The organism is Microbacterium timonense (assembly GCF_900292075.1).
Lineage (GTDB): Bacteria > Actinomycetota > Actinomycetes > Actinomycetales > Microbacteriaceae > Microbacterium > Microbacterium timonense.
This window is the reverse complement of sequence record NZ_OLMV01000001.1, coordinates 1,207,278-1,220,157: the sequence shown is the minus strand read 5'-3', so window position 1 is coordinate 1,220,157 and position 12,880 is coordinate 1,207,278. Positions and strand designations below refer to the sequence as shown.

Below are 12,880 nucleotides of genomic sequence, written 5' to 3'. Positions count from 1 at the left end.
CCAGGGCGAGCCGCACCGCGCCGGTCTTGCCCCGCATCGGCCACAGATCCGGCTCCCGCGTCAGCGATCCCTCGGGATACACGATCACGCCCCGGCCGTCTCGCGCGCGCGCCTGGCCGGCCTGCAGCGTCGCTGCGGCCGCGGGCGCCGCTGTCGCGCGCGCCCCCCGGGCTCGGCCCGGGGCCCGCCCGCCGCCCCGTCGGGAGCAGAGGATAGGCTGTCCTTTGCCCCTTGAGAACTGAGGACACCGCGATGACCGACCTGATCGACACGACCGAGATGTACCTGCGCACGATCCTCGAACTCGAGGAGGAGAACATCGTGCCGCTGCGCGCGCGGATCTCGGAGCGCCTGGGTCACTCGGGTCCGACGGTGTCGCAGACCATCGGCCGCATGGAACGCGACGGACTCGTCGTCGTCTCGGAAGACCGCACCCTCGAGCTGACCGACGCCGGGCGCCAGAAGGCCGTCGACGTCATGCGCAAGCACCGCCTCGCCGAGCGGCTCCTCTCCGACGTGATCGGCCTGGACTGGGCCTATGTCCACGAAGAGGCATGCCGCTGGGAGCATGTGATGAGCGAGCAGGTCGAGCGCCGGCTCGTGGAGCTGCTGGGGCATCCGACCGAGTCCCCGTACGGCAACCCGATCCCGGGTCTGGACCAGCTGGGCGACGTGCCGGCGAACGAATTCGAGCAGGGCGTCGTGGGGCTGGTGCGCCGCCTCAACGACGCCGGCGAGCCCATCACCGGAACCGTCCGCCGCCTCGCGGAGCCGGCGCAGGTCGACCCCGAGCTGCTGCAGCAGCTGAAGGGCGCGGGCGTCGTGCCGGGCGCGGTGGGCGACTACCGCTACAACGAGGGCTACGTGCTCGTCCAGATGCAGGGCAGCGACGAGGGTCTCGAGCTGCCGGTCGAGGTCGCCTCGCACATCTTCCTGGTCGACGAGGCCCGCTGAGGGGCGGATGCCGCGACCAAGGCATCCGGAACGCATTGTCCGGAGATTGCCAGGTGCGGAGCGTGACAGAATCGTGACCTTCGGGTAGCCTCGAACAGTCCACCAGGCGAGAAGCCCGCCGACCGGACCCCGCGTGGATTGCCTCACCGGCTCGTCGTCCGCACGGGAAGCCCGCATCGCGTGCCCCGACACGTGAGCCCTCATGCAGAATGCTGACGAGCCAGCGCCACCGGCGCGGAGGCGCCGGAGGAAAAGTTTGGCTGAACAGATCGAGTCGCCCGCGAACGAACCCGAGAACGTCGCGGCGGATCAGAGTCGCCGTACCCGTCACCGCAAATCCCCTGCTCGACGCACGAGCCCCGCAGCCCCCGCGAAGCCCACGCCGGCCCGCGCCGCCGCACGCCCGGCCGGCGCCAAGCGCCCGGGGCGCGTCGCCAAGCCGCTGCGCAGCCTCGTCATCCTCAGCATGGTCGGCGGCCTCGTCGCGACCGTCGCGCTCCCCGCGTTCGCTGCCGGTGCGGCCAAGAGCGAGCAGGATCCGGTGACGCTCCAGCAGATGGCCGTGGACGACGCCCAGACCTTCGTCGCGGCATCCGACGCGAACGCCGCGGAACTGTCCCGGTCGAGCTACGCGGCCACCACGGCCGAGGAGATCGAGAAGAAGAAGGCCGAAGAGGCCGCCGCCGAACGCGCCCGCCAGGTCGCCAAGCTCGCCGCCGCGTCGTCGAAGTCGATCCCGACCAACATCGCCCTGACCTCCCCGGGCACCGGCGAGGTGCGCTGGCCCCTGCTCAACTTCACCAAGGGCCGTGGCCTGTGGGACTCGGGCTACCACCAGGGTGTCGACCTGCTCACGTCGTGCGGCACGCCGATCTACGCGGCCGCGGCCGGCGTGGTCAAGGTCTCGCAGGAGAGCTACGGCGGTTACGGCGTCGGCATCTCGATCGATCACGTCATCGGCGGCCAGCGCGTCAACACGCTCTACGGTCACATGACCTACGGCAGCCGCCAGGTGTCGGTCGGCCAGTCGGTCGAGGCCGGTCAGCTGATCGGCCTGGTCGGCAGCACCGGGAGCTCCACCGCGTGCCACCTGCACTTCGAGGTGCACATCAACGGCTCGGTCGTCGACCCGTGGGCCTGGCTGCAGGCCAACGCCGGCTGACCCCTCGAACCGACGCAGCTTCACGACACGGATGCCGCCGCCCCGCTCGGGCGGCGGCATCCGTTCTTCGACACGCCACGGGTCGTTCACGGCCTGAACCGCCCGGCTGTCCCCGGGGTGCGTTAGCCTGAGACCCGACGCTGAGAGAGCGGAGGGAGCCGATGGGCTGCACACCACGCATCCGCACCATGGATGCGCTCGGACGCCTCGTCCTTCGGCATTGCACGAGTGAATGCCGCGGCACAGCCGTGGCGCCAAGGCGCTGTCTATAAGGCAGCGCCTTTTTTCATGCCCCTGCGCCCTTGATCGTCGAGCAGTCGAATACCGAGAAGCCGTCCCGGCCATTCGAGAGGATGATCAATGCGCACTCTGGTGCTCAACGCGGGCTATGAGCCGCTCGCCGTCGTGTCGTTCAAGCGGGCCCTCGTGCTCGTGATGAACGAGAAGGCCACCGTGGTCGAACACACCGAGACCGATCCGGTGTGGGGCACCAGCAGATCGTATGAACGTCCGGCCGTGATCATCCTGACGCGCTACGTCCGCGTGCCGGGCGGCCGGCGCGTCCCGGTGACCCGGCGCGGAGTGCTGCGTCGCGACGGAATGCGCTGCGCGTACTGCGGCAAGGCGGCGTCGACCATCGACCACGTCCTGCCGCGCTCGCGCGGTGGCGCGGATTCGTGGGAGAATCTCGTCGCGTGCTGCCTGCGCTGCAACAACGTCAAAGGCGACCGGACGCCGCAGGAGATGGGGTGGGAACTGCGGTTCGCCCCGCATCCGCCGCGCGGCGCGCAATGGACCGTGCGCGGCACCGAGCGCACCGATCCGCGGTGGGAGCCGTATCTCGCGCTCGCCGCGTGACTGCCCGCTCGCCGCGGGACTCCCCGGCAGCCGCTGCGTGACTGCGCGCTCGCCGCGTGACTGCCCGGTCGCCGCGTGACTCGCCGGCGGCGGCCGCGCAACTCGCCGCGTGACGGCCCGCCCGCCGCGGTACTCCCCGGTGGCGGGCGCGCTACGCGCCGCCCCGATCAGCGCTCTTCGAGGAGCCGCAGCCAGCGGGTGAGGATCTGCTCGAGGGAGGCGGCATCCGTCGCCCCCAGTCCGCCGACGATCCGATGCTCGCCCGCCAGGTGGGCGGCGATGGCGCGGTCGATGAGGTCGCGCCCCTCCGGGGTGAGGCGCACCAGTCGTCGTCGGGCGTCGGATGCCTCGGTCCGGCGTTCGACGAGCCCTCGTGCCTCCAGCCGGTCGACGCGTTTGGTGAGTCCGCCCGTCGTCACCATCGTGTGATCCGCGAGCTCTCCCGCGGCGCGCTCGTACGGTTCGCCGGCGCGCCGGAGGGTCGCCAGGACGTCGAACTCGCCCTCGCTGAGACCGAACTCGGCGTAGACGGCGACGAGTCGCTCGGTGAGCGCGAGCGCGACACGATGGAGCCGGCCGATCACCCCCTGCGGCGAGGGATCGAGGTCGGGGCGTTCGCGGCGCCACTCCTGCTGGATCTGGGCGATCCGGTCGGGCTGCTCGCGGTCGTCGGCGGGAGGCACCGCGCCAGCTTATCTTCCCGGTAAGATAAAGTGTCTTCCGTGGAAGATAAACGGTGGCTCTGGATCCTCGTCACGGCGATCGCGCCGATCGCGTGGGGGAGCGGGTACGTGGTCACCCGGCAGCTGCTGCCCGCCGATGCTCCGCTGTGGGGCGGGGTGCTGCGCGCGCTTCCGGCAGGGGTCATCGTGCTCCTCATCGCACGGCGACTTCCGCACGGGTCATGGTGGTGGCGGTCGCTCGTGCTCGGGGCGCTCAACGTCGGCGGCTTCTTCGTGCTCGTCTACGTCGCCGGGCAGCGGCTGCCGTCGAGTCTGGCTGCGACGCTGATGTCGGCGTCCGCCGCCTGCATGCTGCTGTTCGCCTGGCTGCTGCTGCACCGGCGGCCGCGGCCGGCGGCGATCGCCGGTGCGGTGGTGGGGCTGGTGGGCGTGGGAGTGATGCTGGGCTTCGACGCCGTGAGCGCCGACCTGTGGGGCGTTGCCGCGTCGCTGGGCGCGATGGTCGCCTCGTCGCTCGGATTCGTGCTGACCTCGCGGTGGGGCGCCGACGTGCCGGCGCTCCCGATGACGGCGTGGCAGCTGGTGGGCGGTTCCCTCGTGCTGATCCCGGCGGCGGTGCTCGTGGAGGGGGCTCCGCCGGTGCTGGCGCCGTCGTCGGCGCTCGGGTTCGCCTACCTGACGCTCATCGCCACGGCGCTGGCGTACGTGGCGTGGTTCGCGGGGCTGCGGCAGCTGTCGCCGGGCGTGGTGGGCGTGGTCGGCCTGCTTCAATCCCGTGACGGGCGTGGTGCTCGGCGTCGTTCTGGCCGGCGAGGCGTTCGGCGCGCCGCAGATCGCGGGGGTGGCGCTGGTGCTGGTCGGGATCGTGCTCGGGGCGGTGGTGCCCGCCCGGTCACGCGTGCGCGCGGAGCAGGCTCGTGTGATCGCGGATTCTCGAACATAACTGTCGGAACCACGAGGTACGCTCGTTCCCTGCGGTTGAAGTACTAGAACATGTGTTCTAGCCTGTGGGAATGAGGGCGATCGTGCAGCTCACAGCACAACAGGTGCACGAGCCCGCCGGAAGGGATCCGGTGGGCTCCACGCTCGAGCCGGCCTCCGCGCGGTCGCAGGACGCCGGCTCGACCGGCACCGTCGCCCAGCTGCGCGCTCAGCTCGAGCGCGTGCAGGGGCGGCGGCTCGATGCCCCGGTGCTGCCGGTGCACCCGGCTCTGGCCTCGCTGCTTCCGGGCGGCGGGCTGCGGCCAGGGTCGGCGTACTCGCTGCCGCGCTCGACGTCGGTGCTGCTCGCGCTGCTCGCTCAGCCGTCGCAGTCGGGGTCGTGGTGCGGAGTGATCGGGATGCCGCGGCTCGGCGCCGAAGCCGCCGAGGGGCTGGGAGTCGATCTGTCTCGGCTCGTGCTCATCCCCGACCCGGGGGCTCGCTGGCTCGCGGTGACCGCGACCGTGGCCGAGGTGCTGCCGGTGGTCGCCGTGCGACCGGCCGGCCGTGCGGCCGACGGCGAGATCGCACGCCTGGCCGCCCGGCTGCGCGACCGCGGGGCGGTGCTCCTCGTGCAGGGGCACTGGCCGCAGGCCGAGGCCGTCATCGAACTGGACGAGCCGTCGTGGGAGGGCGTGGGCCGGGGTCATGGGTATCTCTCCGGCCGCGAGGTGACCCTCACGGCGTCGAGCAGGCGCTGGCCGCGGTCACGGCGTGCACGCGTGATGCTTCCCGATGCCGCCGGGCACATCTCCGTCGCGCCCGAGCGCATGCGGCGCGTCGAACCGCTGCATCCGGCCGCCACGGCATCGCCGCCGTCCGAGCCCGCCCTCGCCGAGCACTTCCCCGAGCGGATGAGGGCGGTGGGGTGACATGACGCCGGCAACGCCCGTCCGGAGCCTCGTGCTGTGGTTTCCCGACTGGCCGGTCACGGCGCTCGAACGCGAGGCGGGCGCGGCCGCCGAGAAGCTCGACGCGACGGCGGCCGGGGCGCGGCCGGGCTCCGAGGTGTCGTCCCGCCCGGGTGCCGAGGCTGCCGGCCTCCGTCCCCGCCGTCCGGTGGCGATCGTCGAGCGCAATCTCGTCGTCGCGTGCTCGGCGGCCGCCCGTGCCGAGGGCGTGCGTCGCGGACAGCGCCGCCGTGACGCGCAGGCCCGCTGCCCGGGGCTGACTCTGGTCGAGGCCGATGCGGCGCGCGACCACCGCACGTTCGCGCCGGTCGTGTCGCTGATCGAGGAACGGGCACCCGGTGTGCAGCTGGTGCGGCCGGGGCTGTGCGCATTGCGCGCGCGCGGCCCGGCGCGGTACTACGGCGGTGAGACCGAGGCCGCCCGGATGCTGATCGGCGCCCTGCGCGATGCCGGGATCGACGGGGTGCGCGTGGGCGTCGCCGACGGCCCGTTCACGGCCGAGCAGGCGGCTCGAGGCGGGACGAGCGCCGACGAACCGGTGTTCGTGGTGCCCGCCGGCGGCGCCGCCGGGTTCCTCGCGCCACTGTCGGTCGCCGTGCTCGACGCGTCGGCGATGGTGGGTGCCGGGGCGTCGTCCGACGCGAGAGACACCGCAGACCTGGTGGGCCTGCTCGCGCGGCTGGGGGTGCAGACCCTCGGCGGGTTCGCGCAGATGGAGCCCGACCGCGTGCGCGAGCGGTTCGGTGAACGGGGCGTGCGCCTGCATGCGCTCGCGGCGGGGCGCGACTCCCGGCCGGTGCAGCCGCGCACGCCGCCGCCCGAGCTGGAGCGCGAGGTGTCGTTCGAGCCGCCTCTCGAGATCGCCGACCAGGTCGCGTTCGCGATGCGCGTCACCGCCGACGACTTCATCTCGGGTCTGGGTGCCGTGGACCTCGTCTGCACCGAGCTGCGAGTGGAGCTCGTCGGTGACCGAGGCGAGCGCAGCGAGCGGGTGTGGCTGCATCCGGGTTCCTTCGATGCGGCGGCGGTCGTCGACCGCGTGCGGTGGCAGCTCGCGGAGGATGTCGGCACCGGCGACGCCGGGCGGGGCCTTCACAGCGGGGTCGCCCGGGTGCGGATCTCTCCCGAAGCCGTGGATGCGGCATCCCATCACGCCCCCGCGCTGTTCGGCGGCGGGCCCGAGGAACGGGTGCACCATGCGCTGTCGCGTGTGCAGGCGATGCTGGGGCATCGCGGGGTTCTGACGCCCGCGATCGGCGGCGGCAGGTGGCTGGCCGAGCGTCAGGTGCTCGTGCCGTGGGGCGACAAGGACGAGCGGGACCGGCAGCCGGGCCGATCCGGCGGTGTCGGCGGACTCGCGGCGCAGCGCGCGCGTCCCTGGCCGGGGAGTCTTCCCGATCCGCTGCCGGCGACGGTGTTCGCCGATCCGGTGCCGGTCGACGTGCGGGCGCTCGGCGGCGAGCTCGTCGACGTCGACGACCGGGGCAACGTGTCGGCCGTGCCCGCGTTCTTCGTCGAGAGCGGCCGCCGGCGGGCCATCGAGGCGTGGGCGGGACCGTGGCCGGTGATCGAGCGGGGGTGGGATGCCGCCCGCGCGCGTCGTGCGCACCGGTTCCAGGTCGTCGACGCCGACGGCGGGGCCTGGCTGCTGGTGTGCGAGGGGGATGCCTGGACGGCGGAGGCGACCTATGACTGATCCGCACGCCGGCGCGTTTCGTCTCGCTCGTTCCTCGCTCGCTCAACGACCGGGATTCCGCTCGTTGAGCGAGCGAGCGCCGGCGAGCGAGACGAAGCGCCCGAGCCGACGAGCAACCGCGGGTGAGGGCTGATGGGCTTCAACAATCCCGGCGTTCCCTGGTCCGAGATGGAGCGCGTGCTGAGCGGCCGCCGCCGCCCCGACCCCCGGCCGGTGGGCGCGGACGGCGGCGACAGCCCGGCGTGGTCGCACAAACGGGGCCCCTATGTGCCGCCCCGGATCGAGCGTCCTGCCGAGGCGATCCCGTACGCCGAGCTGCACGCGCACTCCTCGTTCTCGTTCCTGGACGGCGCCTCCTCGCCCGAAGAGCTCGCCGAGGAGGCGGAGCGGCTCGGTCTCCACGCCCTGGCCATCACCGACCACGACGGGTTCTACGGCATCGTGCACTTCGCCGAGGCGGCCGAGACGCTGAACCTCAAGACCGTCTTCGGCGCCGAGCTGTCGCTGGAGCTGCCGGCGCCCCAGAACGGCGAACCCGACCCGGTCGGCTCTCATCTGCTGGTGCTCGCTCGCGGCGAGGAGGGGTACCACCGCCTGGCGGGAGCTCTCACACACGCGCAGCTGCAGGGCGCCGAGAAGGGCCGTCCGGTGTACGACCTGGAAGAGCTCGCGGCGCAGGCCGCGGGGGAGTGGGTGGTCATGACCGGATGCCGCAAGGGCGCGGTGCGTCGCGCGCTCGCGTCGGCGCCGGGCACGGCGGGGGCCGACGCCGCGGCCCGTGAGCTCGACCGTCTCGTGGCGCTGTTCGGGCGCGACGCCGTGCATGTCGAGCTCATCGACCACGGCAATCCGCTCGACACCCGCGACAACGACGTGCTGGCCGGGCTCGCGCGCGAGCGCGGGCTGCCGCTGGTGGCCACGAACAACGTGCACTACGCGGTGCCGCAGCGGCAGCTGCTGGCGGCGGCCGTCGCGGCAGTGCGCGCCAACCGCGGGCTCGACGAGCTCGACGGCTGGCTGCCCTCGCACGCCGGCGCGCATCTGCGTTCGGGAGCCGAGATGGCCGAGCGTTTCGTGAGATTCCCGGATGCCGTCGCGCGCACCGTGCCGCTGGCCGACGAGCTCGCCTTCCCGCTGCGCCGGGCCAAGCCCGCCCTGCCCAAGCAGAAGGTGCCGGAGGGGCACACGCCGATGTCGTGGCTGCGCAAGCTCGTGTGGGACGCGGTGCCGCGCAAGTACCCCGACCTCCGACCCGAGGACCGCGACCGCATCGAACGCGAGCTCGGGGTCATCGAGATGAAGGACTTCCCGGGCTACTTCCTGATCGTCCACGGCATCGTGCAGGAGGCGCGGCGCCGCGGCATCCTGTGCCAGGGCCGGGGGTCGGCGGCCAACAGCGCGGTCTGCTATCTGCTGGACATCACCGCGATCGACGCCATCTTCTACAACCTGCCCTTCGAGCGGTTCCTGTCGTCGCTGCGCGACGAGGAACCCGACATCGACGTCGATTTCGACTCGGACCGCCGGGAAGAGATCATCCAGTGGGTCTACCAGGAGTACGGCCGCGAGCGTGCCGCACAGGTCGCGAACGTCATCCAGTACCGCCCCAAGAACGCCATCCGCGACATGGCCAAGGCGCTCGGGCATTCGCCGGGCCAGCAGGATGCCTGGTCCAAGCAGGTGGAGGGCTGGGGTGCGCTCATCGAGACGGGCGCCGGTCACGACATCCCCGATCAGGTGCTCGAGTTCGCCGGCGAGCTGCTGAAGGCGCCGCGGCATCTCGGCATCCATTCCGGCGGCATGGTCCTCACCGACCGGCCGGTGGGCGAGGTCGTGCCCATCGAGCACGCGCGCATGGAGAACCGCACCGTGATCCAGTGGGACAAGGACGACGCCGCCTGGATGGGCCTGGTGAAATTCGACCTGCTGGGGCTCGGGATGCTGGCCGCGCTCCAGTACTGCTTCGACATGATCCGCGCCTCGACCGGGGAGGACTGGGAGCTGTCGACGATCCCGAAGGAGGAGAAGGCGGTCTACGACATGCTGTGCCGCGCGGATGCGATCGGCGTCTTCCAGGTGGAGTCGCGCGCGCAGATGGGGCTGCTGCCGCGCCTGCAGCCGCGACAGTTCTACGACCTGGCCATCGAGATCGCCCTCATCCGGCCCGGTCCCATCCAGGGTGGTGCGGTGCACCCGTTCGTGCGCCGCAAGCTCGGTCAGGATCCCGTCACGTACCCGCACGAGAAGCTCAAACCCGTGCTGGAGCGCACCCTGGGCATCCCCGTGTTCCAGGAGCAGCTGATGCAGATGGGCATGGTGATCGGCGGTCTCAGCGGTGAGGACGCCGACCTGCTGCGCCGGGCGATGGGCTCCAAGCGCGGCATCGAACGCATCGACTCGCTGCGCGAGAAGCTCTACGCGGGCATGGCCGAGAACGATCTGGTCGGGGATGCCGCCGATGCGATCTACGCCAAGATCCAGGCGTTCGCGAACTTCGGGTTCGCCGAGTCCCACTCGTTGTCGTTCGCGCTGCTGGTCTACGCGAGCTCGTGGATCAAGCTGCACTATCCGGCGGCCTTCCTCGCCGGGCTGCTGCGCGCACAGCCGATGGGGTTCTACTCGCCCGCGACCCTCGTGAGCGACGCCCGCCGGCACGGCGTCGACGTGCGCCGCCCGGACCTGCACCTGTCGGGGGTGGAAGCGGTGCTGGAGGGCGCGTCTGCTGCCCCCGGCGGGCTCGACTCATGCCTGGAGCGTCACCAGCCGCCTGTCGGCGAGTTCGACATCGACGCGCCGGACGAGACGGCCGCGCATCGCCGCGATGGGGCGTTCGCGGTGCGGCTGGGGCTTGCCGGGGTGAAAGGCATCGGCGCGCCGGTGGCACAGCGCATCGTCGCGGCGCGCGAGTCCGGCGGACCGTTCCGTGATCTGCGCGATCTGGTGCGTCGCACCAGCATCACCGCGGCGCAGGTCGAGGCGCTCGCCACGGCGGGGGCCTTCGAGTGCCTGGGGCTGAGCCGGCGCGAGGCGATCTGGCTGGCCGGATCGGCCGCACAGGATCGCCCCGAGTTCCTGCCGGACTCGCTCGTCGCCGTGCAGCCGCCGTTGTTCGCCGACCACACGAGCTACGAGCGCCTCGCGGCCGACCTGTGGGCGACCGGCATCTCGACCGACGACCACCCCATGACGCACTATCGTTCCGGCCTGGATGCCCGTGGTGTTCTGACCTCACGCGAGCTGCGCGACCACGAGACCGGCCGTCGTATCGAGGTCGCGGGACTCGTGACCCACCGGCAGCGGCCGGCCACGGCATCCGGAGTCACGTTCATCAACCTCGAAGACGAGCAAGGTCTCGTGAACATCGTGTGCTCGGTGGGGGTCTGGAACCGCTACCGACGCATCGTGCGGGACTCACCGGCACTCATCGCGCGCGGGATCCTCGAGCGGTCGCCGGAAGGGGTCACCAACCTCGTCGCAGACAGGTTCGAAGACCTCCGCGTCGGCGTCCAGCACCGCGCACGCGACTTCCGCTGACGGGCTCGGCCCGCGGCCCGTTATCCGCCGGAGCCGTCGACGTCGTCGGGGTCTTCGCCTTCCGCCTGCGAAGGGTGGCCGACAGGCCACAGCGGCTCAGAGACCGTCGCCTGGTCGTCGTCGGGATCTTCGCCCTCGGCCTGGCTCGGCTTGCCGCTCACCTGATCGTTGTTCCGGTCCGCCATGGGGCCTTCTCCTCTCGTGATCCGGCTTCACTCCTGCTCGTCGGTGATCGCGCCGGTCGGTTCGGCGTCCTCGACCACGTGGTGCAGCCCCAGCCGGTCGGCCACCTCGCGTCCGGCATCGACCGCTTCCTCTTTGCTCGTGAAGCTCTCGGAGAGTTCCGGATGCCCCGGCACCTGGTTCTCCCACTGGCCGCGGTTCGACCGGGTCACCACCGGCGTGCTGTCGCTCATGCGTCCTCCCGCTCCATCAGACCTCGCTGTCCCAATCGGTCCGCTCTTCGGCGTTCGCCTCGACGATCGCCGCGACGGGCCGATGCCTGCGCTGGATGGCGCGCAGTCGCTCGACGGCTTCCGGATCGACCAGCTCCTCGGCATCGACCTTCACCTGCCGAGCCACGATCTGGCTCGCCGGTCCGATCAGCACCATCACGAGGCCGACGGATCCATCGGCTTCCCGTGTCGGCACCGAGACCGTCTCCGCTTCCCCCGCCTCCGCCAGCGCCTCGCTGCACTCCAGCAGCGCCGTCGCGATGTCATCCCCGGTCAGAAAATCGCTTCCCGCATACGTCACCCTCTTCACAGGCTCTTGTCTACTCCGCGCTCGCGCGTCACTTCTTGGGGTTGAAGTCGCCTCATGAACCGGCTAGTGCCGCCCACGAACGTCACGACGCCGCGGCTGTCGAGCCGGCGACGTCGTGGTCTTCGGCGAGCCGCACCAGCAGTCGCAGGGCACGGTCGACGGTGGCCGCCAGCACGTCCTCGGGTCCTCCGTCGAGCTGGAGATGCTCGGCACCTGAACCCTCCGCGGTCGCCCAGCCGAGGTAGACCGTGCCCGGCTCGTGGCCGTCCTCGGGGTCGGGGCCGCCGACCCCCGTCGTGGACACCGCGATGTCGGCTGTGAGCAGCGCCCGCACCCCGTCCGCCAGCGCGGTCGCGCACTCGGGCGAGCATGGGTCTGTGCCGTCGGGCACTCCGAGCAGGTGGGTCTTGACGGGCATGCGGTAGGCCACGACGCCGCCCGAGAACCAGTCACCGGCTGACTCGCCCTTGCCCACGTGGCTGGCGAGCAACCCCGAGGTCAGCGATTCGGCGACGGCGATGGTGAGTCCGCGTTCGCGGGCGGTCCGGCTGAGCTGGTCGATCGCACTCTCCATGCGTCCACCCTGGCACGCCGAGAATTCCGCGTCGGAGGGTTGACAGCCGGCGGGGGCGCTCCTTCGGCGTTTGTCAAGGCCCTCATCGGTGGCCAACGCGGACCATACCGTGACGGCCACATCGACAAGGGAGAGATCGTGACCGACCGCACCACCCGCGAGACACGCTACGCCGAGACGGCCATCCAGAAGACGGCTCTGATCGTCGGCATCGTCTTCCTCATCGTCGGCATCGCCGGCTTCATTCCGGGACTGACACACCCGATGGATCACATGAGGGGAGCCGGGGTCGAATCCGAGGCGATGCTGTTCGGCATCTTCCAGGTATCGATCCTGCACAACATCGTCCACCTGCTGTTCGGAGTCGCCGGACTCGCCGTCGCGGCGAGGGCGACGGCATCCCGCCAGTTCTTGATCTGGGGCGGAGTCGTCTACCTCGCGCTGTGGGTCTTCGGGCTGTTCGTGCTCCAGGCTCCCGAAGCCAACTTCGTGCCGGTGAACGCTGCTGACAACTGGCTGCACCTGGTCCTGGGCGTCGGGATGATCCTGCTCGGCATCTTCGTCGGCCGGGACCGCAGCGCACGGACGACGGGGACGCGCCCCGTCTCGTAGCGGACCGAACCAGCGAGCGGCGCCCCGGAGCCAGAGGCGGGCGCCGCTCGTTCGGCATGCCCGCGCGGCAACGGCCGACCATCTGCAGGCGAATGCACGACCTGCCGTCGAGTGCACGACCTGTTCGCGTGGCAAACCCGTGCGCTCGCT

The 12,880-nt window shown here is 71.5% G+C and carries 13 protein-coding genes and 1 pseudogene; 8 read left to right on the top strand and 6 right to left on the bottom strand.

Features of this window, described 5'->3' with window-relative positions; translation table 11 throughout:
- Positions 1 to 100, bottom strand: a pseudogene (locus tag C9992_RS18330) (1-acyl-sn-glycerol-3-phosphate acyltransferase); the annotation flags it as partial.
- A 152-nt stretch (positions 101 to 252) separates the two neighbouring features.
- Here C9992_RS18330 and C9992_RS05795 point away from each other — a divergent pair.
- The 3 genes from C9992_RS05795 (at position 253) to C9992_RS05785 (ending at position 2,974) form a co-directional block, all read left to right on the top strand.
- Positions 253 to 954: a metal-dependent transcriptional regulator gene (locus C9992_RS05795; protein ID WP_106814543.1), complete on the top strand. Its 702-nt coding sequence runs from the start codon at positions 253 to 255 to the stop codon at positions 952 to 954.
- Positions 955 to 1,210: 256 nt separating this feature from the next.
- Positions 1,211 to 2,116 carry a M23 family metallopeptidase gene (locus C9992_RS05790; RefSeq protein WP_106814542.1) on the top strand — a complete coding sequence of 302 codons (906 nt, stop codon included), beginning with the start codon at positions 1,211 to 1,213 and terminating at the stop codon, positions 2,114 to 2,116.
- Between the two features lie 360 nt (positions 2,117 to 2,476).
- On the top strand, positions 2,477 to 2,974 hold the full coding sequence (locus C9992_RS05785; protein ID WP_106814541.1) for an HNH endonuclease: 498 nt from the start codon (positions 2,477 to 2,479) through the stop codon (positions 2,972 to 2,974).
- Between the two features lie 167 nt (positions 2,975 to 3,141).
- Here the strand turns inward: C9992_RS05785 and C9992_RS05780 are convergent, their stop codons facing one another.
- Complete coding sequence (locus C9992_RS05780) at positions 3,142 to 3,657, bottom strand: MarR family winged helix-turn-helix transcriptional regulator (protein WP_106814540.1); 516 nt, start codon at positions 3,655 to 3,657, stop codon at positions 3,142 to 3,144.
- Between the two features lie 39 nt (positions 3,658 to 3,696).
- On the opposite strand from C9992_RS05780, the gene C9992_RS05775 reads away from it, so the two are divergent.
- From C9992_RS05775 to C9992_RS05760, 4 genes are all read left to right on the top strand, one after another.
- Positions 3,697 to 4,647 (top strand): EamA family transporter, encoded by a 951-nt coding sequence (locus C9992_RS05775; protein WP_235008007.1) that lies wholly within the window; start codon positions 3,697 to 3,699, stop codon positions 4,645 to 4,647.
- A 23-nt stretch (positions 4,648 to 4,670) separates the two neighbouring features.
- Positions 4,671 to 5,510: a hypothetical protein gene (locus tag C9992_RS05770; RefSeq protein ID WP_235008006.1), complete on the top strand. Its 840-nt coding sequence runs from the start codon at positions 4,671 to 4,673 to the stop codon at positions 5,508 to 5,510.
- Between the two features lies 1 nt (position 5,511).
- Entirely contained in the window at positions 5,512 to 7,245 is a 1,734-nt protein-coding gene (locus C9992_RS05765; RefSeq protein ID WP_106814539.1) for a DNA polymerase Y family protein, read from the top strand.
- Positions 7,246 to 7,377: 132 nt separating this feature from the next.
- Positions 7,378 to 10,779, top strand: coding sequence for an error-prone DNA polymerase (locus tag C9992_RS05760; protein ID WP_106814538.1), 3,402 nt, complete (start codon positions 7,378 to 7,380; stop codon positions 10,777 to 10,779).
- A 20-nt stretch (positions 10,780 to 10,799) separates the two neighbouring features.
- Here the strand turns inward: C9992_RS05760 and C9992_RS18185 are convergent, their stop codons facing one another.
- The 4 genes from C9992_RS18185 to C9992_RS05750 all read right to left on the bottom strand — a co-directional run bounded on the left by C9992_RS18185 (position 10,800) and on the right by C9992_RS05750 (position 12,118).
- Complete coding sequence (locus tag C9992_RS18185; RefSeq protein ID WP_200826224.1) at positions 10,800 to 10,964, bottom strand: hypothetical protein; 165 nt, start codon at positions 10,962 to 10,964, stop codon at positions 10,800 to 10,802.
- 27 nt (positions 10,965 to 10,991) lie between these two features.
- Complete coding sequence (locus tag C9992_RS18020; RefSeq protein ID WP_160150830.1) at positions 10,992 to 11,195, bottom strand: DUF2188 domain-containing protein; 204 nt, start codon at positions 11,193 to 11,195, stop codon at positions 10,992 to 10,994.
- A gap of 16 nt (positions 11,196 to 11,211) precedes the next feature.
- Positions 11,212 to 11,544 carry a hypothetical protein gene (locus C9992_RS18015; protein ID WP_160150829.1) on the bottom strand — a complete coding sequence of 111 codons (333 nt, stop codon included), beginning with the start codon at positions 11,542 to 11,544 and terminating at the stop codon, positions 11,212 to 11,214.
- A gap of 82 nt (positions 11,545 to 11,626) precedes the next feature.
- Positions 11,627 to 12,118, bottom strand: a complete 492-nt coding sequence (locus tag C9992_RS05750; RefSeq protein WP_106814536.1) for a CinA family protein — start codon at positions 12,116 to 12,118, stop codon at positions 11,627 to 11,629.
- A 138-nt stretch (positions 12,119 to 12,256) separates the two neighbouring features.
- Between C9992_RS05750 and C9992_RS05745 the strand changes: the two genes are divergently transcribed.
- Positions 12,257 to 12,730 carry a DUF4383 domain-containing protein gene (locus C9992_RS05745; RefSeq protein WP_200826223.1) on the top strand — a complete coding sequence of 158 codons (474 nt, stop codon included), beginning with the start codon at positions 12,257 to 12,259 and terminating at the stop codon, positions 12,728 to 12,730.
- Positions 12,731 to 12,880: the final 150 nt, after the last annotated feature.